Raw genomic sequence first — 18559 nt, 5'->3', positions numbered from 1 at the left:
GGGCGGTCCTGACGGGCCGCCCTTCGCTTTTCCGAAAGGACCCTCGCGATGAAAAACTACGTCCAGCCCGGAAACACCATCACCCTGACCGCCCCCTATGCCGTTGCCTCCGGCGATGGCCTGCTCGTCGGCGCCATCTTCGGAATCGCCGCAGGCACCGCCGCCAGTGGCGATCCTGTCGAAACCGCGCTTGTCGGCGTGTTCGATCTGAAGAAGGTCGCCAGCCAGGCATGGGCTGCCGGTGACAAGGTCTATTGGGACAATACCGCCAAGGAAGCGACCAAGACCACGACCTCCAACACGCTGATCGGCGTGGCCATCGCGGCAGTTGCCGGCGGCGCAGGCGATACGATCGGCCGCGTGCGGCTGAACGCCTCGTTCTGATGAGCGCCTTCGCCGCCGCCGTGGGCGCGCTCTTCGCCGATCCGAATATCGGCAAGGATGCTGTCTATACGCCCGACGGCGGTACGCCCGTGCCGGTGCGCGTCATTGCCCGGCGCGCCGACGAGATCACCGGCTTCGGTGAAGCGCGGCTCTGGTCGGAAACCACCCGCATTGACCTGCGCGTGGCTGAAGTGTCAGCACCGCGCCCCGGCGACCAGATCGCGATTGATGGTGATGCCTTCCTCATCCAGGGCGAGCCGGTGCGTGATCGGGAACGCCTCGTCTGGACCGTCGATCTGAGGCCAGCATGAAGCTTGGTGTCAACATCATCGGCGATATCGCCCGGATCATGGAGGCGGAGGTGAAGGCCGGCGAAAAGGCCGTCACCACGGCGATGCGCGATGCCGGAACCGGCCTGAAATCCGCTTGGCGCGCACAAATCACCGGCGCGGGGCTCGGGACAAGGCTCGCCCGCACCATCCGCTCGGAACAATATCCGAAAGGCAGGCCGAGCCTTAATGCCGCCGCGCTGGTGTGGTCCAAAGCACCGGTGATCGTCGGCGCGCATGACACCGGTCCGCTGATCCGCTCGAAGGACGGCTTCTGGCTGGCGATCCCGATGCCCGAAGCTGGAAGATCCATACGGGGCGGCCGCATCAGTACCGGCGAATGGGAGCGTCGCACCGGCATGCGCCTGCGCTTCGTCTATCGCCGCAGCGGTCCGAGCCTGCTGGTCGCCGACAATGTGCGCGTCAGCAAGTCCGGCCGTGTGCGCGAAAACATCACCCGCCACAAGGACGGCCGCATCTCCAGCCGGCTGAAGGGGCGCGCCACGGCGGTGATCTTCCTGCTGGTGCCGCAAGTGAAACTGCCCAAACGCCTCGGTCTGGTGCGCGATGCCCGTGCCGTCGAGAGTGCCTTGCCGGGGATGATCGTCGCGAACTGGGAGGAAACCCGGTAAAGATCATCCTTTTTCGGAATCCGTGTCGTCACGCTCCTCGCGCTGTCGCTTGGGCGGTTGCTGCGTGTTCAGGTACTCTTCCTGCAAGCGGTCAGTCTCAGCTTCAATCCGAGCCCGGCGGCCGGGATCGAGCGTAGCGAGCTTGTCCTGAAGGCTGCGACCCATGAGCATCATCCTTTCCGTCGGCGCCATGCTGATATGGCGTTGCGGCAGGCCTCTACAAACCAACCTTTTGTTCCGAAGTCGACATCTTTGCGGCATTGGCATATATTGCCACAGCACTCGATGGAGACTCGCATGGTCACCCGCAACGTCGTTCTGACCGATACCCAGTCTGCTCTGGTCGACCAGCTGGTCGCGTCAGGGCGCTACCAGAACGCCTCGGAAGCCCTGCGTGCCGGGCTGCGCCTGCTCGAGCGTGAGGAAACCGAACTTGGCGCGTTGCGTGATCGGTTGACGACCGGGCTTGAACAGGCCCGGCGTGGCGATCTTGCCGAAGGGAGTGGTGAAGACGCAATCCGTCGTGCGTTTGCAGTAGCCCGTTCGTAGTCCTGATGCCAAGACCCTGGCGCCTGACGCGGCAGGCGGAAGCCTCGCTGGTGGAAATTGCCCGCTGGACGCACGAGACCTTCGGTCCGCGCCAGGCCGCCGCCTATGAAGACGACCTGATTGCCCGGTGCATTGCGATTTCCGCCGGCACGGCGATGTCACAGGACTGCCGTCGCCTCATTGATCCGGACCTGCCCGAGGATCTGCGCTTTGCGCGCGCCGGACAGCACTTCGTTGTCTTCGTCGAGGATGCCGAGCAGGTGATCATCATCGACTTCCTGCACGCCCGCTCGGACCTGCCGCGACGGCTGGCCGCTCTTGGCGAACCGAAACCCGACAGGGATCACTGAAGCCGGGATGGTCCCGGCGAACCGGGATCGTCATGCCCACCACCCGCGAAACCATTCTCGCCGCGTTGCACACGCGGCTTTCGGCACTGTCCGCCACCGTCTTGCGCGGCGACGTGCTGCCTGAGCGCGTGCCGGCCGCAGGGCTGCTGATCTTGCGGGATGGCGAGCCGGGCGACCCCGAGGTGACGCTCTCGCCCTTGCGGTATCACTACCAGCACCGTGCCGAAATCGAGGTCATCGTGCAGGGGGCGAGCCGGGATACGGCCTTCGACTCGCTCTGCGCCAACATCGGCGCAGCACTCGCCGCTGACCGGACGCTCGGCGGTCTCTGCGACTGGGTCGAGGCGGAAGCGCCGCAGCCGGTCGATCTGCCGGTGGACGGCGCGGCCAGCCTGAAGGCGGCCGTCATTCCGGTCGTCCTGCACTATTCCACGGCCGACCCGCTCGGCTGAACCCAACAACATCTGACAAGGACAAGATCATGGCACGAGCCCAAGGGGCGCGAGCGCGGATGGCGCGCGCCTTCGAGACAACCTATGGTACGCCGCCCGCCAGCGGCTTCACCCGCATGCCCTTTGCCAGCACGACACTAGGGTCCGAGCAGCCGCTGCTCAATTCCGAACTTCTCGGTTACGGCCGCGATCCGCTGGCGCCGGTCAAGGATGCGGTGACGGCCGATGGCGATGTGGTCGTCCCGATCGACGCCGCTGCTTTCGGCTTCTGGCTGAAAGCAGCGTTCGGTGCGCCAACCACGACGGGCACGGCGCCCGGCCCCTTCACCCACACATTCCAGTCGGGGTCCTGGACGCTGCCGTCGATGGCGATCGAGACCGGAATGCCGGAGGTGCCACGCTACGCGATGTATTCCGGCGTGATGCTAGACCAGCTCAGCTGGCAGATGCAGCGCTCGGGCCTTTTGACCGCGACCGCGCGGCTGGTGGCACAGGGCGAGACCGTGAGCACCACATCACAGGCCGGCACACCGGCCGAACTGGACCTGATCCGCTTCGGGCACTTCAACGGCGCGATCAAACGCAACGGTACGGCGCTCGGCAATGTCATTTCGACCGAGATCACCTATGCCAACAATCTCGACCGCATCGAGACCATCCGTGCCGACGGCATGATCGACGGCGCCGATCCGTCAATCGCCGCGCTCACCGGCCGCACCGAAGTGCGCTTTGCCGACAGCACCCTCGTCAGCCAGGCGATCAGCGGCACGCCCTGTGAGCTGGAATTCTCCTGGACGCTCATCTCCGGCGAAAGCCTCACCTTCACGGCGCATGCCGTCTACCTGCCACGGCCGCGCATCGAGATTTCCGGACCGCAAGGGGTGCAGGCCTCGTTCGACTGGCAGGCCGCTCGCGACGCCACGCTCGGACGCATGTGCACCGCCGTTCTCGTCAATGATTTGGAGGACTACTGACCATGATCCGTCTCGACCTTTCCACCAAACCGCGCTGGCTCGATCTGGGATCCGGACTGCGTCTGCATGTCCTGCCGGTCACCACGGCCATCATGGTCGCCGCCCGCAACGATCCGGCCGTCGAGGCACTGCCCAAGGACGCCAGCCAGGAGCAGATGGCCGTGGTCATGGCCAAGGCTGTCGCCCGGCGCGTCGTGACGGATTGGGAGGGCGTTGGCGACGTGACCGGCAAGCCGGTGGCGGTCACTCCTGATGGTATCGACGCGTTGCTCGACATCTGGCCGGTGTTCGAGGTGTTCCAGACCCGGTGTCTTGCGCCGCATCTGATGCTGGAAGCGGAAAAAAACGTCTCATCGCCCTCGCCGAATGGCACTTCGGCGGGGGCGAAAGCTACTGCGCGGCCTGTCAAATCACGTGCCCGGACTGCCCGGCGCGGCTGAACCATCCGGAAACTCCGGAAGGTTGGCAGGTCTGGGACCTCGTCCTGCGCTTGACCGGACAGTTGCGCGTGGCCGGCGGCATGGGCGCCAGCGTCATCATCGGCTGGGACATGGGTGCTACTCTCGCCATGGCGCGAGCGCTCGGTGTGGATCCGCTCATTGTCGCAGAGTGCCTACCCGAGATCGAGGCGGTGATGGTGCGCAAGCTCAACGAGCAGATGGCGGCCGAACGCGGCTAATCCGACGAGGTTCAGGGCTTGATCTTCTCAACCAGTGTCACCCCCGGCAATCCGTCGAAATGCGCATCGCAGGTGATGAGATCGGCATTGTGCATACGGGCGGTAGAAAACATGATGGCATCGGCTGTTGCCAGCTTGTGCGCCCGGCACGCCTCAGCCGCCGCCAGTGCAATTTCAGTATCGAGTGGCACGATATGGCAGAGTTGGGTGAAGGCAATCACCTGATCGGCCTTGTCCTCGCCTGCCTCGCGCACCAGCCATTTTGCAAGTTCGAGTTGCACCATGGTCGGCACCAGCCAGTCGGATTGCTCGGGTAGATGCTGAGCGACGAGTTCACCGGTCGGTGAACCAATCAGCCATTCAATCCAGGCAGAGGTGTCGACAAGGCGCATCAAGTACGATCCGTCCGGTCGCGGTAGTCACTGGGTGATGCGCCCTTGGCAATGCCGGCCAACGTCTCGCGCTTGGGCACGGGGACCAGAAGGACACCCGTTCCCTTGGGAATGAATGCAAAGGTCAGGCCCGCCTCCCAATGCTGGGCTGCGCGGATAGCCTTGGGAATCGAGATCTGGAATTTCGACGACAGCGTCGCAGTTTCGTTCATCGTCATACTCCAACTTGATCGATAGGCGAAACGTAAGACAAAACTGCTCCTTCTTCAAGGATCCTCCTAACTATGGCAGAAAAGCGCGTCTCCGTCCGGCTCGTCGCCGAGGGCGGGCGGCTGGTCAGGTCCGAGTTCCAGGGTGTTGGCGAGGCTGGTGAGGCCAGCTTCAAGCGCATCGAGAAACAGGCCGACATCACCGGCAAGGTCGTCCGCCGCGTCATCGGCGTGCTCGGCGCGGCGATCAGCGTCCAGCAACTCGTCACCTATACCAATACCTGGACGGACCTGCGCTCGCGGGTCGATCTCGCCACTGGTTCCCAAGAAAAGGGCGCAGCCGTCATGGAGCGGCTCGCTGCGATGGCGCGGCGCACCTATTCGGGGATCGAGCAGACCACCGAGTCCTGGCTTGCCAATGCCACGGCGCTCCGGGAGCTTGGTCTCTCCACGAAGGAGAGCTTCGAATTCACCGAGGCGCTCAACAACGCCATGGTGGTGTCTGGCGCCAAGGGCGAACGCGCGGCATCGGTACAGAACGCGCTGTCGAAGGCCATGGCGCTGGGCAAACTGTCAGGCGACAACCTCAACACCGTAATCGCCAGCGGCGGCCGTGTCGCCGAACTGCTGGCGGCGGAACTCGGTGTCAATGTCAATCAGCTCCGTAGCCTCGGAGCCGAAGGCACGATCACCGGCGATGTGATCCGTCGCGCCCTGGTCGGTAATCTCGAGCGCCTGCGCCAGGAAGCCGACAGCATGCCGGCCACCATCGGCGATGCCTTCACGCTGCTTTCCAACGCCGCCCTGCAACTGGTCGGTTCCTGGGACACGATGGCGGGCGCGTCGTCCATGGTGGCGGGCGCGATCATCCTGCTGGCCGACAATCTCGAACACCTTGCCGCCATCGGTGTTGCCTTTGCCGGCTTCATGGCCGGACGTTGGGTTGCGGCCTTCGTTGCGGCGCGCATCGCCACGTTCAGCCTGTCGGGCGCGCTGGCGCTGCTGCGCGGCGCCATCATCCGCACCGGCATCGGCGCGCTGATCGTTGGTGCCGGGGAACTGATCTACTGGTTCGGTCAGCTGGTGAAGGGCGCTGGCGGCTTCGGCCGCGCGCTCGAGCTTATGGGTAATCTGGCCAGCGCCGTCTGGGACGGTATCAAGACGGTTGCTTCCTCATTCGTTGACGATTTCCGTTCGATCAAGGCCAACGTCGAGCAGCTCTGGCTCAAGCTGATGGCGTTCCTCTCGAACAAATGGGCCGACTTTCTCGCCACGATCGGTCCGACCTTCAACACTGTCGCCGAGACGCTCGGCGCAGATACTCGGATCGACTGGTTCGGGGCACAGTCTTACGCCTCGATGCTCGATCATGCCGTCAGCAATGCCGGCGTGATGGCAGACCGCTACCGCCAGCGTGCGCAGGACACGCGCGCCCATGCCTTCGATGGTGTCGGCCCTGCCGCGCAAGCGCTGGGTGACGCCATCAAGGGGGCGGACAGCGCCGCATCGCTCGACGATGCCGCAGCAGCCGGCCGCGTAACCACCGCACTTGATAGTTCGGCGGCTGCGGCAAAAAAGGCCGGCAAGGCCAACAAGGATGCATCCGATGAAGCGGTCACCGGCTGGGATGCGGTGATCAAGAGCCTGACCGATTATGCTGCCAAGGCACGCGACATCGGCGCCGATGTCGGCAATGCGCTGGTTACTGCGTTTCAGGGCGCCGAGAACGCCATCGGCGAGTTCGTCAAGACCGGCAAGCTGAAGTTCGGCGACCTGGTCACCTCGCTGATTGCCGATCTGGCCAAACTGGCTGCCCGGCGCTTCATCCTCGGGCCGATTGCCAATGCGCTGTCTGGCGTCCTCGGCAATGCGGGCGGGCTGTTCGCCAATATCCTGCATGCCGGCGGCGTGGTTGGCGCATCCGGCCCCGGTCGCATGGTGCCGGCCATGGCCTTTGCCGCAGCACCGCGCATGCATTCGGGTGGCTGGGCCGGCCTCAGGCCGGACGAAGTGCCAGCGATCCTGCAGCGTGGCGAGCGGGTGCTCTCCCGTCGTGAAGCCGCCGCTGCGGCACGGGGTTCAACCGCGCCAGCCGTCAACATCACCATCATGACCCGCGATGCCGAAAGCTTCCGGCAATCGCGCACACAGGTTGCCGCCGACATTGCCCGTGCGGTCTCGCTCGGCCGGCGCGGTCTCTGAGGGAGTCAAGAACATGGCTTTCCATGAGGTCCGGTTTCCGGACGATATCTCGCGCGGCGCACGCGGCGGACCGGAACGGCGCACCCAGATCGTTGAACTGGCCTCGGGCGACGAGGAGCGCAATGCCAGCTGGGCGAACTCGCGTCGCCGCTATGACGTCGCCTATGGCATCCGCCGCGCCGACGACCTGGCGGCGGTCGTCGCCTTCTTCGAGGCGCGCAACGGACGGCTGCATGGTTTCCGGTTCAAGGACTGGGCCGATTACAAGTCTTGCCTGCCATCGGCAGCACCCGCTGCCACCGATCAGCTGATCGGTACCGGTGATGGGAGCACAGAAGTGTTCCAGCTGGTCAAGCGCTACAGCTCGGGTGCGCAGTCCTGGACACGCACGATCACGAAACCTGTTGCCGGCAGCGTCAGGATCGCCCTCGCCGGCACGCCGAATCTCTCCGGCTGGACGGTCGATACCGCAACCGGGCTCGTCACCTTCAATACGGCACCCGGTGTGAGCGTGGCCGTCACCGCCGGCTTCGAATTCGACGTGGCCGTCCGCTTCGACACCGACCTGCTCGACATCACCCTCGATGTCGAGCGGCTCGGCTCGATCACCTCCATTCCTCTCGTGGAGATCCGAAGATGAACGATGAACCCGGCTTCATCGCTGGCGTGCTGCGCGACCTTGGCGCCTCGACGGCGGTCATCCTCGCCGCCTGGGGCGCGCTCGGCGGCGCCACCAATGCGCTGACCACCAAGATGCATCTGCGCGATGCGCTGCGCCACATCCTGCTCGGCGGCATCATCGCCGCCGGCATGGGCAGTTTTTCCATGGCGCTGGTCACCAGATGGCTCGGCCTGCCGACCGAAGCCATCCCGGCCGGCGGTGCGGCAGGGTCCGCCGCCTATCTGGTCGGTGTCTTCGGGCCCGCCTTTCTCGAGGTGACGCTGGCACGCATGAAGAACAAGGGAGGCGATCACGATGCGTGAGTTGTTGCGCCTTGCCCGCCAGTTCCGTCGCGACAGTCCAGATCCGCGCGAGACCTTCGTTCACCGTCTGCGTGTCGGGACCGTGGTCGCGTTCCTCATCCTGATTTTCTTACTCTTGAGGTAATCCCATGCAGGGCAATTTCGAGAACTGCCTGGCGGTGACGCTGGGCCATGAGGGCGGCTGGTCGGATCACGCTTCAGATCCCGGCGGCGCCACCATGAAGGGCATCACGCTCGCCACCTATCGCCGCTACAGGCCGGGCGCCACCAAAACCCAGCTGCGCAACATTCCGGCAAAGGACGTCGATGCCATCTACCGCGCCGGCTACTGGGAACCGGTCAATGGCGACCGGCTTGCCGCCGGTGTCGATCTCGCCACCTTCGATGCTGGCGTCAACTCCGGCCCGGCACGCGCGAAACAATGGCTGACGGCGTCGATCGGCGGTCCCGATCACGAGACGGTCAAGAAGCTGTGCGCCAGGCGTCTCGGCTTCATGCGCTCGCTCGCCATCTGGAACACTTTCGGCCGAGGCTGGTCACGGCGTGTCGCCGAGATCGAGGCCAGGGGCGTCGCGTGGGCGCTCGCCAGATCGGTTGATTCCGCGCCGACCCGCGAGCAACTGGAGAAGGAGGCGACGGCCGCCAGCTCCAGATCAAATAAGCAGACCGTTGGCGCCGGCACAGCTGGTACGGCGACGACGGCCGGCGGCGGCGATGCGCTCATCAATCCGCAGCATGCCGACCAGATCGCCGGCTGGGTGCTGGGCGGCCTGCTGGCGGCCGGGGCGGTTGTCGCGGCCGTGCTGATCATCCGCGCCATCATCCACCGCCAGCGTGCTTCGGCCTATGCCGCCGAGGCGGAAAGGGTCGTGTCATGAACACCATTCTTGCTTCCATCCTGATCGAGGCTGCGACCAAAGTCGGCGCGCCAATCGTCAAGCAACTGCTGGAAAAGCATCTCGGCGGTTCGGTCGGCGAAATCGGCGGCATGGTCATCGACGCTATTGCCGGCAAGGCTGGTGTCACGCCAGAGGCCCTTCCATCTCTACCCGCCAAGGATCTGGAAGCCGCTGTGGCCGCCACCGAGGCGGAAACGCCCCGGCTTGTCGCCGCATGGGTCGAGCAGCAGCGCGAGGCCAACCGGCTGATGCTGGCCGAGATGGACAAGAGCGAAAGCTGGTGGACATGGGCCTGGCGGCCGGCGTGGATGTGGTTCCTTGGTTTCCTCTTCCTGTTCCGGTTGGTGCTAGTGCCGATCGCCGATGCCGCCCTCGGCTCCGACATCGCAGCGGCCGTTGATCTGCCCACCATGATGACGCTGACCGCCTGGTTCATGGGCCTCTATATGGGCGGCCACACGCTCAAGGATGCACTCACCAAATGGACGGCGCGCTCGTGATCGATGGTGAGTGAGAATAACGTGCGCTTGCCACCGCGCGCATCACCGCTCGCCCATTGCGGCGCGGATGTCATGAATGCGGGCGATCAGTGTCAGCGGGTCGATCGGCGAGATGGCGAAGCCACAGTTCAGATAAAAGGCCTTGGCCCGCTCATCCAGCGCATGAACCAGAACGGCGGCAATGCCGACCGCGTCCGCCGCCGCAGATATCCGCAAGAGCGCATCGCGCAGGAGCGCCCGGCCGAGCCCGTTTCCCTGTTCCGAGCGAGCGACCGCCAGGCGCCCCAGAACGATGACCGGCACGGGATCGGGCATGTTCTGCCGATGCCGGCGCGACGGCATTGCATGGGCTATCGATCCGGCCGCAAGCGCGTAATAGCCCACGACGCGGTCGCCGCGACACAACACATAACAGCGTGAGGCCCCCGAGATCTGGTTGGCATGCGCCCGGCGCCGCAACCAGACATCGAGCGTCGGTGACCGGAATCGAAACTGTCGATCTGGTGGCTGTCGTTCAGGAGTTCCGGCGAGCGCAGAGGCGGCGTGGTCATTTGTCCCAAGGCGCGGGCGTTGTCATCAGGCGGCGCAGCGCCTCGTTGGGCGCAGGCGGCGCATCGAGTGCCGCCAGGAACGCGCCGAATGCCCGAGCGTCGAGGTGAAGCAGGTTACGGTCGAGAAGCGCGTCCTCGGCGGCCTGTCGGCTTGCATCCATCATGAATTCCGACCGGTTCTTGCCAAGCGCCGCCGCCGCCCGGTCGATCAGGTCCCGGTCCTGTGGCGCCACCCGCAAGTTGATGAGTGTGCGTCGTGTCTGCGCGGGCGCGGCCATCGAAACCTCCTGACTTGCGGTCAATGTAAAGACAGATGCTTTACGCTTCAAGATGAGGGCACCCCGCTCATGAAATCCCTTTCCCCAGAAATGCAGGCCCATCTCGACGAGGGCACGACGACGCTTTGCTGGTGCTGGCGCATCACTCGTGCCGATGGCGTCGTCTTTGGCTTCACCGATCATGACCGCACGCTTGCCTTTGACGGCACCACGTTCGAGCCGGAGAGCGGGCTGACGGCGTCCGAAGTGCGCTCAGGCTCCGACCTCTCCGTCGACGCACAGGATGCGCAGGGCGTGCTGTCGTCCGACCGCATCACAGAAACCGACATTCTCGATGGCCGCTGGGACAACGCCGAAGTCGAGGTCTGGCGGGTCAACTGGACCGATACCGCACAGCGCGTTCTGCTGCGCCGTGGCGCCATCGGCCAGATCCGGCGCGGCCGGCTGGCCTTCATCGCCGAAATGCGCAGCCAGTCGCATGTGCTCGGCCAGACGGTCGGTCGCATGTTCCAGGCGACCTGCGATGCCGAGCTTGGCGATACCCGCTGCCTGGTCAATCTCGATGCGCCGGCCTTCAAGGGCAATGGTGCGGTGATCGATCTGCTGCGCGACCGCGCCTTCACGGCGTCGGGCCTCGGGAGTTTTGCCGCGGGCTGGTTTGGCTTCGGCACGATGACCTGGACCAGCGGCGCCAATGCGGGACGCCGGGCTGAAGTTCTGTCCCATGATCTGACGGACGGCATCGCCATCCTGACGCTGCTCGAGGCGCCGGTACGGCCGGTTGCCGAAACGGACGCTTTCGTCATCCATGCCGGCTGCGACAAGCGGCTCGCCACCTGCGCGGCGAAATTTGCCAATGTCGCCAATTTCCGCGGCTTTCCGCATATCCCCGGCCAGGATGCCGTGCTGCGCTATGCGACACGCGATGGTGGCCATGACGGAGCGGTGCTGTGACGCCGGCCGCTCCCCAAAAGGTCATTGCCGCCGCGCGCGCCTGGCTCGGCACACCCTATCACGACCAGGCAAGTCTCATGGGTGTCGGCTGTGATTGCCTTGGCCTCGCCCGTGGGGTCTGGCGCGCGGTGGTGGGCGACGAGCCGTTTGTCATCCCGCCCTACAGCCGCGACTGGGGCGAAACCGGTCCGCGCGAAGTGCTGGCCGAAGGCGCACGCGGCGCCATGATCGAGATCGCACCGGATGATGCCGGTCCCGGCGCACTGCTGATCTTCCGCATGGAACGCCGCGCCATCGCCAAGCATGTCGGCATCCTGACCGAGACCGGCACCTTCATCCACGCCTACGAGCGGCTCGGCGTCATCGAGGAACCGCTCACCCTGCCCTGGCGGCGGCGCATCGCCTTCGCCTTCCTGTTTCCGCAACCTGCCCAATTCGGGCGCAAGAAGAAGAAACCCTGATCCATGGCCACACTTGTTCTGGGCGTTGCCGGTGCCGCCATTGGCGGCTCGATCGGCGGCACGATCCTTGGCGTCAGTGCGGCCACCATCGGCGGCTTCATCGGCTCGACCGTGGGCTCGGTGGTCGACAGCTGGATCATTTCTTCTCTGGCGCCGACCCAGCGCATCGAGGGACCGCGGCTCGATAGTCTGCGCATCACCTCCTCGACGGAGGGCGCCGTCATCCCGCGGCTCTACGGCCGCATGCGCATCGGCGGCAACATCATCTGGGCGACCGATTTCCGCGAGGAGACCAAGACCACGACGCAGGGCGGCGGCAAGGGTGGCGGTGGCGGCAAGGTCAGGACGACGGAATATCTCTATTACGCCAGCTTCGCGGTTGCCTTGTGCGAGGGGCCGATCACCGGCATCGGCCGCATCTGGGCCGACGGCAAGTTGCTCGACACCGCCGGCATCACCTGGCGCTGGTATCCCGGCGACGAGAACCAGAGCGCCGATCCCTTCATCGCTGCCAGGATGGGCGCCGCCAACACGCCATCGTATCGCGGCACCGCCTATGTGGTGTTCGAGGAACTGCCGCTTGGTGACTATGGCAATCGTCTGCCGCAGCTTTCCTTCGAGGTATTCCGACCGCTTGACCTGCCCGACACGGCGGAAGGGCTGACGCAGGCCGTCACCATGATCCCGGCCTCGGGCGAATTCATCTATGCAACGCAGGCGATCCGCAAGGGCGGCGGGGGCGCGCAGGTGCCGGAAAACCTCAACGCAAGTTCCGACAGCACCGACATGGTGGTGGCGCTCGACCGGTTGCAGGCCATGGCGCCAAAGGTCGAGAGCGTCAGCCTCGTGGTCGCCTGGTTCGGCAATGATCTGCGTGCCGGCAACTGCACGATCAGGCCGGGCGTCGAGGTCCCCACGAAAGCCACCAGTCCGAGGACTTGGTCCGTCAATGGCGTTGCCCGCGCCAATGCCCATCTCGTCAGCCGTGATGCGGAAGATAGGCCCGTCTATGGCGGCACGCCGGCCGATTTCGCGGTGGTGCAGGCGATCCGCGAGATGAAGGCGCGCGGTCTGCGTGTCACGTTCTCACCCTTCATCCTGATGGACGTGCCGCCCGGCAATTCTCTGCCCAATCCCTACAGCGGCAATGCCGGCGCTGTGGGCCAGCCCGCCTTTCCGTGGCGTGGTCGCATCACCTGTTCGCCGGCAGCCGGTCATGCCGGCAGCGTCGACAAGACCGGCGCTGCTGCCTCGCAGGTCGCGAGTTTCTTCGGCGCCGCCACGCCAACCAACTTTGCCGTCTCCGGAGAAACCGTCAGCTGGACGGGGCCGGCCGGCGATTGGGGCTTTCGGCGCATGGTGCTGCATTACGCCCATCTGTGCCAGGCCGCCGGGGGTGTCGACGCCTTCATCATCGGCTCGGAACTGCGTGGACTCACCACCATCCGCTCCGGTGCGTCGACGTTTCCGACCGTGGCTGCCCTCAAGAGCCTGGCCGCTGCTGTCCGCGCAATCCTTGGGCCGCACACCAAGATCGGCTACGCCGCTGACTGGAGCGAGTATTTCGGGCATCAGCCAAGCGACGGAAGCGGCGATGTCTTCTTCCACCTCGATCCGCTCTGGGCCGACGCCAATATCGACTTCATCGGCATCGACAACTATATGCCGCTCTCCGACTGGCGCGACGGGTTCGACCATCTCGACGCACAGGCCGGCTGGCCCGCCATCCATGACCGCGCCTATCTGCAGACCAATATCGCCGGCGGTGAAGGCTTTGACTGGTTCTACGCCTCCGAAGCCGACCGGATCAACCAGACCCGCACCCCGATCACCGATGGCGCTTACGGCAAGCCATGGGTGTTCCGGACCAAGGATCTGCGTTCCTGGTGGTCGAACCTGCATTTTGATCGCCCCGGCGGGGTGGAAAGCGGAACCGCCACGCCATGGGTGCCGCAGTCGAAGCCGATCTGGTTCACCGAGCTCGGCTGTCCGGCCATCGATCGCGGCACCAACCAGCCCAATGTCTTCGTCGACCCGAAAGCGTCCGAAAGTTCTGTACCCTACTTCTCGCGCGGCTGGCGCGACGATGCCATCCAGCGGGCGTATCTGGAAGCCACCTGGCTGTGGTGGGGCACGCCCGCGAACAATCCGACCTCTTCTGTTTATGGCGGTCGCATGGTCCATGTGCCGGAATGCGCCGCCTGGACCTGGGACGCGCGACCTTATCCATTCTTTCCGGAGCTGACCAATGTCTGGACCGACGGCCCGAACTGGCGGCTCGGCCATTGGCTGAGCGGACGGCTCGGCGCCGTGTCGCTGGCAGCGCTGGTGCGGCATCTGTGCCTGCGTGCCGGTCTGCCGGAATCCCGCATCGATGTCTCCGGCCTGTGGGGTGCGCTTGAGGGCTACGTCATCGGCGCGCTGGAATCCCCGCGTGCCTCCATCTCCAACCTCGCCCGTCACTTCGGCTTCGATGCCGTCGAGAGCGAGGGGAAAATCCGCTTCGTCATGCGCGGGCGTGCGAGCATCGCCAGCATTTCAGCCGACGCCATGGTTGCGCCCGGTCGGGACGAAGTGCTGGAACTCACCCGTGGCCAGGAGACCGAACTGCCGCAGGCGCTCAAATGGCAGGTGGCGCGCGCCGACGAGGATTACGATGCTGCCGTGGTGGAAGCCCGCCGCATCACCGTCGAGGCATCCCGCATTTCTTCCGAAACCTTCCCCTTTGCCGTACCGCCCGAAGAAGCCGAACGCCGCTGCCGTCGCGCGCTGATGGAAGCCTGGACCGGACGCGAGAGCGCCGTCTTCCGCCTGCCGCCATCGCTTCTGGCGCTCGATCCGGCCGATGTGATCCGGCTCGACCATGACGGTCGCCAGCTCGATTTCCGCCTCGTGTCCGTCGCCGATGCCGAAGCCCGGTCCATCGAGGCGATCCGTCAGGACCGGCAGGACTATGACCTGCCACCCGGCGCGGCACGACCGGCGACACCATCGAAGATCGTCGCCTTCGGTGCGCCGGAGGTGGTGATCCTCGACCTGCCGCAACTGACGGAAACCCACATCCCGCACCATCCGCTGATCGCCGCCCATGCGGTGCCATGGCCGGGTCAGATGGCGGTGTTCCGCAGCCCGGAAAATGACGGCTTCGAACTCGTCACCAGTTTCGGCACCCGCGCCCGCATCGGCACGCTGGTCAACGATCTCTGGTCCGGGCCGGCCGCGCGCTTCGACCATGGCAATGTGCTGATCGTCGATCTCGCCTTCGGCCGGCTTGAAAGCGTCACCGACATGGCGCTGTTCGGTGGCGCCAACGCGATTGCCGTGGAAAGCGCACCCAACGTCTGGGAAATCCTGCAGGCCGGATCGGCCGAACTGATCGCGCCCGGCCGCTATCGGCTGACGCGGCTCTTGCGCGGCCAGCGCGGCACCGAATGGGCGATGGCCAGTCCGGCACCTGCCGGATCGCGCATCGTCGTCCTCGACGATGCCCTTGCGGCCTTGCCAGTCGGCCAGGCCGATCTCGGCCTGCCCTTCAACTGGCGCATCGGCCCGGCTGCCCGCCCGCAATCCGATGACACCTATGTCGCAACCACCTTCGCCCCGCAAGGCATGGGTCTGCGGCCCCTCTCCCCGGTCCACCTCAAGGCGGTCCGCAACCCCTCCTCCGGCGACATCCTGCTGTCCTGGATCAGGCGCACTCGCGTCAGTGGCGACAGCTGGGTGGCCGAAGTTCCCCTCGGCGAAGAGGTCGAAGCCTACGACATCGAACTGCTCGATGGGGCGACAGTGGTTCGCACCATGACCACCGGCTCACCCTCCGCCCTCTACACCGCGGCCGAGCAGCTGGCAGATTATGGCACCCCCCTTGCCGGCCCCTTCACCTGGCGGGTGTTCCAGACCGCGCCGTCCCATGGCCGAGGCACACCGGCCGAGGCCATCTCCTCCATCCAAGGTTTGTGAACATGAACGACACGATCGTGGTGGACCTTGACGCGCGCGACAAGGTCCTCGACTGGGCCTTTGTGCTGGCGCTGGTCGCCAACGAAACCGGCATCTCCGTCGCCCAGATCACCGCCCCCACACGCGTCAGCGCCAAGGCCAGCCGGTCGCGCCAGCTGGCGATCTATCTGGCCCGGGTCTGCCTTTCTATCACCTTGACCGATATCGGCCGTCTGTTCGGGCGCGATCGCGCCACGGTCATCCATGCCTGCGCCCTGATCGAGGACCAGCGTGATGATCCGGCCTTCGACGCGTTCGTCACCAATCTCGAAGCCGCGATCGCCGAATGGCAACGCGGACGCTGCCGCCGAAGGGTGGCATGAGGAATTCCTCGGAAGAGGCTGGTGCAAGGTGGCAGACGTTGTATCGGTCGCCGCGCCGGTTGACACGTTCGTGATTTCGGCGTCCCTTCGGGATTGTCACGCCAGTTTCGTTGGTTAAGCTACTTGTCAAGGGATGTGCTGCATGGATGACGTCCGGCATAAACTGCAACACATCGTCGGCTCCTTGGACAACCCCAGGGCGGACATCCAAACGCTGCTTGACGAAGCGCTCGACGGCAACCTCCACTCCGCCCTGGTGCTGTTTGCGGCTGTCTTTCCTGGCTGGGCTATTGGCGATGGCATCGACCAACCGATCGGCAAATTCGTTGCCAAGCTGTACGCGCCAGATGACACCATCATCGAGGGAGAGGGCCAGACATTCCTCGCAGCGGTTCTGGACGCAATCATCCAGGGCAAGGCGCTGGCTGCCTGAAACGCATTGTCATGCGGGTCTACCAACGATAGGGAAGGATGCGTCCTTTAGAACCGCAAAGGGATGCAGGGCCGGCGCGCCACTGCCTTTTCCGGCGCGTCGGCCATCTTGTCCAATTTGCGAAATCAGCTATTCTGCCGGCGCGGCTATGACCTGTGGCCGCATGGGCCGGCGCTCCCCTCACCCCCAAGTGACAGGCGTCGGCCCGTTTATTCAGCTTCGCCATCGTCATCAGGTCGGTTCGAGCGCCCCTTTGCGGGGAGTTCGCTATCTCCCACCTCACTCGTCCCGCCAGGTAGCGTGTCAGGCGAAGCAAGCGTTTGAGCCGCCGCGATCACCACCATCGCAGGAACTTGCGGCGCTTTCGGGATTCTCTGATTGGGTCTGGTGATGGCGTGTGCGGCATCTCATAGTCGCCCGCTAGTCTATAATCATTCTTGGTGGTCATGAACACCGTGCTTCCGTGCAGACCCATCTGTTGTGAAGCGGGAATATTACAGGCGCGTAGTTCTCGTTTTGAGAAGATTTTGGTGAGGTCGAAATCTTTCTCTAGGCGCATCAATGCGCCGAGGTGCCGATCAAAATCTTCGACGCCCAACCATCTCACATGATCCCACTGACCAAACCGTTTCGTTGCATCCTCCTTTGAAAGAGGGCCGAGATACTCATCATAGTGACCCGGCATGAGAGGGGCGGCAAATACATGAACGCCGTCTTCCTTAAGCGCGCGAAATACATGAAAAAAGAAGTGCGCTAAACTGATCGGCAGGTGCTCAACAATATGTGAATGTAGGATGAGATCATAAGTGCCGGTTGCCAAAGTCTCCATATCGGTAACCACGTCAAACTGACGAACTTTTAGAAACCGGTATCCGTCTGGCGCGAGGTCGACAGGATCGTACCCCTCTGGGGTAAGTTCGGCAAATAAGGTTGCCAAGCCTTTCTCGGGCGCGAAGTGCAGGATTTTCATCCCTGGCCGGAGGAGTTTGTGATGGTCAAGAAGCAGCTTGATAATCCTGGTGCGCTCCAACGAATTGCAATTGGCACATCGCACTCCCGCTCTCGACCCTTGGTCCTGCCAATGGCTGGAACCGCATAGATTACAGGATGATGTTCTGACGCGCATGGCGTGGCCTTGGGTTCTCGCGAGTTAATCGGGCCGGCGCTCGGCACTAGGGGAGTGGGAAGCGGTGCGCCGGCCCGAGCGGCCATTGGAGCAACCGCGCCGGCAGCATAGTCATAATCGCAAGGCGGACAAGATCGACCGGCGCGGTCATGCCCATGGCCGTAGGGCCGGCGCGCCAGACTTGATAGTCGGTATGGCAACCGCGCGCCGGCCGCACTGGCGACGCGCCCGTCAATGCACTAAGGCGTCGTACGTAGATAACTGCGCCGACGGTTTATCAATATGCGGCCGGTTCGCCGACCTCTGGCGAACCGGCCGATTCGGTAATCTACGTACGACGCCTAACATTCCAACCGGACCCGTCTGTAGGGGCTGATCAAAGCAGTGGTGGGCTGATCATTCCCCATCTGCAGGATGACGACGCCTTCGTCGCGGCGATCAGCAAGCAGATGGAGGTGATGCTTGACCCTGTGCTGCGCGTCGAACTGTCGCAAGAGACTGCTGCCACGACACAAAGCTTCGCGAGGTCCTCAACGTAGAGATAATCGCGCGCAACGCTGCCGTCGCCCCAAATTTCAATCTTCTGTTTTTGGCGGTCGCATGGTCCATGTGCCGGAATGCGCCGCCTAGACCTGGGACGCGCGGCCCTATCCATTCTTTCCGGAACTGACCATCAGACTCTCAGACGAAAACTTGCGGCCTGGGATGATGACTTCCTCGCAAGCCTCATCGCAAAATGAACTCACCCGATTCCCCTGGGCAACAGGCTTGCCTCCGAATACTTGTCGGAGTAGATCACCCAACGGGCACCCGACTTGATTGTTGCGGATATATGCCTTTGCTGCGTCCAATCTGACTTGATCAAAATGACATTACCTTTTCTCGGCCATCCTGCCAGC

At 64.3% G+C, this 18559-nt stretch carries 25 protein-coding genes and 1 pseudogene; 19 read left to right on the top strand and 7 right to left on the bottom strand.

All coding sequences use genetic code 11. The annotated features are described in order from the left end of the window. Positions 1-48: 48 nt before the first annotated feature. Genes ABID37_RS09890 through ABID37_RS09880 form a run of 3 tightly spaced genes read left to right on the top strand, consistent with a single transcriptional unit; the run spans position 49 to position 1345 of the window. Positions 49-384 (top strand): DUF2190 family protein, encoded by a 336-nt coding sequence (locus ABID37_RS09890; RefSeq protein WP_354194141.1) that lies wholly within the window; start codon positions 49-51, stop codon positions 382-384. Beyond that, positions 384-695 (top strand): head-tail joining protein, encoded by a 312-nt coding sequence (locus tag ABID37_RS09885; RefSeq protein ID WP_354194139.1) that lies wholly within the window; start codon positions 384-386, stop codon positions 693-695. The genes ABID37_RS09890 and ABID37_RS09885 overlap by 1 nt, the downstream gene beginning before the upstream one ends. Beyond that, on the top strand, positions 692-1345 hold the full coding sequence (locus tag ABID37_RS09880) for a DUF6441 family protein (RefSeq protein ID WP_354194137.1): 654 nt from the start codon (positions 692-694) through the stop codon (positions 1343-1345). Before ABID37_RS09885 ends, ABID37_RS09880 begins: the two co-directional genes overlap by 4 nt. A 3-nt stretch (positions 1346-1348) precedes the next feature. Here ABID37_RS09880 and ABID37_RS09875 read toward each other — a convergent pair whose 3' ends face one another. Next, on the bottom strand, positions 1349-1510 hold the full coding sequence (locus ABID37_RS09875) for a hypothetical protein (RefSeq protein WP_354194135.1): 162 nt from the start codon (positions 1508-1510) through the stop codon (positions 1349-1351). Positions 1511-1642: 132 nt separating this feature from the next. On the opposite strand from ABID37_RS09875, the gene ABID37_RS09870 reads away from it, so the two are divergent. The 6 genes from ABID37_RS09870 to ABID37_RS09845 are packed head-to-tail and all read left to right on the top strand — an operon-like array spanning position 1643 to position 4349. Further along, the gene (locus tag ABID37_RS09870) at positions 1643-1894 is read left to right on the top strand and encodes a type II toxin-antitoxin system ParD family antitoxin (protein ID WP_354194133.1); all 252 of its coding nucleotides are present in this window, start codon (positions 1643-1645) and stop codon (positions 1892-1894) included. Between the two features lie 5 nt (positions 1895-1899). Further along, positions 1900-2244, top strand: coding sequence for a type II toxin-antitoxin system RelE/ParE family toxin (locus tag ABID37_RS09865; protein WP_354194131.1), 345 nt, complete (start codon positions 1900-1902; stop codon positions 2242-2244). A 32-nt stretch (positions 2245-2276) separates the two neighbouring features. Beyond that, positions 2277-2696 (top strand): hypothetical protein, encoded by a 420-nt coding sequence (locus ABID37_RS09860; protein ID WP_354194129.1) that lies wholly within the window; start codon positions 2277-2279, stop codon positions 2694-2696. Positions 2697-2725: 29 nt separating this feature from the next. Beyond that, complete coding sequence (locus ABID37_RS09855; protein ID WP_354194127.1) at positions 2726-3670, top strand: phage tail tube protein; 945 nt, start codon at positions 2726-2728, stop codon at positions 3668-3670. A 2-nt stretch (positions 3671-3672) separates the two neighbouring features. Continuing rightward, positions 3673-4110: a phage-derived protein YdaY family protein gene (locus ABID37_RS09850; RefSeq protein ID WP_354194125.1), complete on the top strand. Its 438-nt coding sequence runs from the start codon at positions 3673-3675 to the stop codon at positions 4108-4110. Positions 4111-4160: 50 nt separating this feature from the next. Further along, on the top strand, positions 4161-4349 hold the full coding sequence (locus ABID37_RS09845; RefSeq protein ID WP_354194123.1) for a DUF7697 family protein: 189 nt from the start codon (positions 4161-4163) through the stop codon (positions 4347-4349). 11 nt (positions 4350-4360) lie between these two features. Here the strand turns inward: ABID37_RS09845 and ABID37_RS09840 are convergent, their stop codons facing one another. Both ABID37_RS09840 and ABID37_RS09835 read right to left on the bottom strand, forming a co-directional pair. Beyond that, positions 4361-4741, bottom strand: a complete 381-nt coding sequence (locus ABID37_RS09840) for a type II toxin-antitoxin system VapC family toxin (protein ID WP_354194121.1) — start codon at positions 4739-4741, stop codon at positions 4361-4363. After that, positions 4741-4959, bottom strand: coding sequence for an AbrB/MazE/SpoVT family DNA-binding domain-containing protein (locus tag ABID37_RS09835; RefSeq protein WP_354194119.1), 219 nt, complete (start codon positions 4957-4959; stop codon positions 4741-4743). Before ABID37_RS09835 ends, ABID37_RS09840 begins: the two co-directional genes overlap by 1 nt. A gap of 66 nt (positions 4960-5025) precedes the next feature. On the opposite strand from ABID37_RS09835, the gene ABID37_RS09830 reads away from it, so the two are divergent. From ABID37_RS09830 to ABID37_RS09810, 5 genes are all read left to right on the top strand, one after another. Further along, a complete protein-coding gene (locus ABID37_RS09830) occupies positions 5026-7152 on the top strand; it encodes a tape measure protein (RefSeq protein WP_354194117.1) in 2127 nt (708 codons plus the stop codon). A gap of 13 nt (positions 7153-7165) precedes the next feature. After that, a complete protein-coding gene (locus ABID37_RS09825; RefSeq protein ID WP_354194115.1) occupies positions 7166-7792 on the top strand; it encodes a phage distal tail protein, Rcc01695 family in 627 nt (208 codons plus the stop codon). After that, on the top strand, positions 7789-8136 hold the full coding sequence (locus ABID37_RS09820) for a hypothetical protein (RefSeq protein ID WP_354194113.1): 348 nt from the start codon (positions 7789-7791) through the stop codon (positions 8134-8136). The genes ABID37_RS09825 and ABID37_RS09820 overlap by 4 nt, the downstream gene beginning before the upstream one ends. A 128-nt stretch (positions 8137-8264) precedes the next feature. Further along, the gene (locus tag ABID37_RS09815) at positions 8265-9014 is read left to right on the top strand and encodes a glycoside hydrolase family 108 protein (RefSeq protein WP_354194111.1); all 750 of its coding nucleotides are present in this window, start codon (positions 8265-8267) and stop codon (positions 9012-9014) included. Then, positions 9011-9535 carry a 3TM-type holin gene (locus ABID37_RS09810; RefSeq protein WP_354194109.1) on the top strand — a complete coding sequence of 175 codons (525 nt, stop codon included), beginning with the start codon at positions 9011-9013 and terminating at the stop codon, positions 9533-9535. Before ABID37_RS09815 ends, ABID37_RS09810 begins: the two co-directional genes overlap by 4 nt. A gap of 42 nt (positions 9536-9577) precedes the next feature. Here the strand turns inward: ABID37_RS09810 and ABID37_RS09805 are convergent. Both ABID37_RS09805 and ABID37_RS09800 read right to left on the bottom strand, forming a co-directional pair. Further along, positions 9578-10086, bottom strand: a pseudogene (locus ABID37_RS09805) (GNAT family N-acetyltransferase). Further along, positions 10083-10364: a type II toxin-antitoxin system TacA family antitoxin gene (locus ABID37_RS09800; RefSeq protein WP_354194107.1), complete on the bottom strand. Its 282-nt coding sequence runs from the start codon at positions 10362-10364 to the stop codon at positions 10083-10085. The pseudogene ABID37_RS09805 and the gene ABID37_RS09800 overlap by 4 nt, the downstream one beginning before the upstream one ends. 69 nt (positions 10365-10433) lie before the next feature. Between ABID37_RS09800 and ABID37_RS09795 the strand changes: the two genes are divergently transcribed. From ABID37_RS09795 to ABID37_RS09775, 5 genes are all read left to right on the top strand, one after another. Next, a complete protein-coding gene (locus ABID37_RS09795; RefSeq protein WP_354194105.1) occupies positions 10434-11318 on the top strand; it encodes a phage/gene transfer agent baseplate hub protein in 885 nt (294 codons plus the stop codon). Continuing rightward, complete coding sequence (locus ABID37_RS09790) at positions 11315-11779, top strand: NlpC/P60 family protein (RefSeq protein ID WP_354194103.1); 465 nt, start codon at positions 11315-11317, stop codon at positions 11777-11779. Before ABID37_RS09795 ends, ABID37_RS09790 begins: the two co-directional genes overlap by 4 nt. A gap of 3 nt (positions 11780-11782) precedes the next feature. Next, complete coding sequence (locus ABID37_RS09785; protein WP_354194101.1) at positions 11783-15739, top strand: baseplate multidomain protein megatron; 3957 nt, start codon at positions 11783-11785, stop codon at positions 15737-15739. Between the two features lie 2 nt (positions 15740-15741). Next, positions 15742-16101 (top strand): helix-turn-helix domain-containing protein, encoded by a 360-nt coding sequence (locus ABID37_RS09780; RefSeq protein WP_354194099.1) that lies wholly within the window; start codon positions 15742-15744, stop codon positions 16099-16101. Positions 16102-16243: 142 nt separating this feature from the next. After that, positions 16244-16534, top strand: coding sequence for a hypothetical protein (locus ABID37_RS09775; RefSeq protein ID WP_354194097.1), 291 nt, complete (start codon positions 16244-16246; stop codon positions 16532-16534). Between the two features lie 334 nt (positions 16535-16868). Here ABID37_RS09775 and ABID37_RS09770 read toward each other — a convergent pair whose 3' ends face one another. Both ABID37_RS09770 and ABID37_RS09765 read right to left on the bottom strand, forming a co-directional pair. Then, a complete protein-coding gene (locus tag ABID37_RS09770; RefSeq protein ID WP_354194095.1) occupies positions 16869-17660 on the bottom strand; it encodes a methyltransferase domain-containing protein in 792 nt (263 codons plus the stop codon). 376 nt (positions 17661-18036) lie between these two features. After that, positions 18037-18315, bottom strand: a complete 279-nt coding sequence (locus ABID37_RS09765; RefSeq protein ID WP_354194093.1) for an NAD-dependent epimerase/dehydratase family protein — start codon at positions 18313-18315, stop codon at positions 18037-18039. Between the last annotated feature and the right edge of the window lie 244 nt (positions 18316-18559).

It is taken from the genome of Aquamicrobium terrae (genome assembly GCF_040545735.1).
Lineage (GTDB): Bacteria > Pseudomonadota > Alphaproteobacteria > Rhizobiales > Rhizobiaceae > Mesorhizobium > Mesorhizobium terrae_A.
This window is presented reverse-complemented; position numbering and strand designations above follow the sequence as displayed.

What these genes read in the sequence shown, in the direction of transcription:
- ABID37_RS09890 (WP_354194141.1), top strand. Translation starts at nt 49, where the DNA reads ATGAAAAACTACGTCCAGCCCGGAAACACCATCACCCTGACCGCCCCC.
- ABID37_RS09885 (WP_354194139.1), top strand. Translation starts at nt 384, where the DNA reads ATGAGCGCCTTCGCCGCCGCCGTGGGCGCGCTCTTCGCCGATCCGAAT.
- ABID37_RS09880 (WP_354194137.1), top strand. Translation starts at nt 692, where the DNA reads ATGAAGCTTGGTGTCAACATCATCGGCGATATCGCCCGGATCATGGAG.
- ABID37_RS09875 (WP_354194135.1), bottom strand. Translation starts at nt 1,510, where the DNA reads ATGGGTCGCAGCCTTCAGGACAAGCTCGCTACGCTCGATCCCGGCCGC.
- ABID37_RS09870 (WP_354194133.1), top strand. Translation starts at nt 1,643, where the DNA reads ATGGTCACCCGCAACGTCGTTCTGACCGATACCCAGTCTGCTCTGGTC.
- ABID37_RS09865 (WP_354194131.1), top strand. Translation starts at nt 1,900, where the DNA reads ATGCCAAGACCCTGGCGCCTGACGCGGCAGGCGGAAGCCTCGCTGGTG.
- ABID37_RS09860 (WP_354194129.1), top strand. Translation starts at nt 2,277, where the DNA reads ATGCCCACCACCCGCGAAACCATTCTCGCCGCGTTGCACACGCGGCTT.
- ABID37_RS09855 (WP_354194127.1), top strand. Translation starts at nt 2,726, where the DNA reads ATGGCACGAGCCCAAGGGGCGCGAGCGCGGATGGCGCGCGCCTTCGAG.
- ABID37_RS09850 (WP_354194125.1), top strand. Translation starts at nt 3,673, where the DNA reads ATGATCCGTCTCGACCTTTCCACCAAACCGCGCTGGCTCGATCTGGGA.
- ABID37_RS09840 (WP_354194121.1), bottom strand. Translation starts at nt 4,741, where the DNA reads ATGCGCCTTGTCGACACCTCTGCCTGGATTGAATGGCTGATTGGTTCA.
- ABID37_RS09835 (WP_354194119.1), bottom strand. Translation starts at nt 4,959, where the DNA reads ATGACGATGAACGAAACTGCGACGCTGTCGTCGAAATTCCAGATCTCG.
- ABID37_RS09830 (WP_354194117.1), top strand. Translation starts at nt 5,026, where the DNA reads ATGGCAGAAAAGCGCGTCTCCGTCCGGCTCGTCGCCGAGGGCGGGCGG.
- ABID37_RS09825 (WP_354194115.1), top strand. Translation starts at nt 7,166, where the DNA reads ATGGCTTTCCATGAGGTCCGGTTTCCGGACGATATCTCGCGCGGCGCA.
- ABID37_RS09820 (WP_354194113.1), top strand. Translation starts at nt 7,789, where the DNA reads ATGAACGATGAACCCGGCTTCATCGCTGGCGTGCTGCGCGACCTTGGC.
- ABID37_RS09815 (WP_354194111.1), top strand. Translation starts at nt 8,265, where the DNA reads ATGCAGGGCAATTTCGAGAACTGCCTGGCGGTGACGCTGGGCCATGAG.
- ABID37_RS09810 (WP_354194109.1), top strand. Translation starts at nt 9,011, where the DNA reads ATGAACACCATTCTTGCTTCCATCCTGATCGAGGCTGCGACCAAAGTC.
- ABID37_RS09800 (WP_354194107.1), bottom strand. Translation starts at nt 10,364, where the DNA reads ATGGCCGCGCCCGCGCAGACACGACGCACACTCATCAACTTGCGGGTG.
- ABID37_RS09795 (WP_354194105.1), top strand. Translation starts at nt 10,434, where the DNA reads ATGAAATCCCTTTCCCCAGAAATGCAGGCCCATCTCGACGAGGGCACG.
- ABID37_RS09785 (WP_354194101.1), top strand. Translation starts at nt 11,783, where the DNA reads ATGGCCACACTTGTTCTGGGCGTTGCCGGTGCCGCCATTGGCGGCTCG.
- ABID37_RS09780 (WP_354194099.1), top strand. Translation starts at nt 15,742, where the DNA reads ATGAACGACACGATCGTGGTGGACCTTGACGCGCGCGACAAGGTCCTC.
- ABID37_RS09775 (WP_354194097.1), top strand. Translation starts at nt 16,244, where the DNA reads ATGGATGACGTCCGGCATAAACTGCAACACATCGTCGGCTCCTTGGAC.
- ABID37_RS09770 (WP_354194095.1), bottom strand. Translation starts at nt 17,660, where the DNA reads ATGCGCGTCAGAACATCATCCTGTAATCTATGCGGTTCCAGCCATTGG.
- ABID37_RS09765 (WP_354194093.1), bottom strand. Translation starts at nt 18,315, where the DNA reads ATGGATAGGGCCGCGCGTCCCAGGTCTAGGCGGCGCATTCCGGCACAT.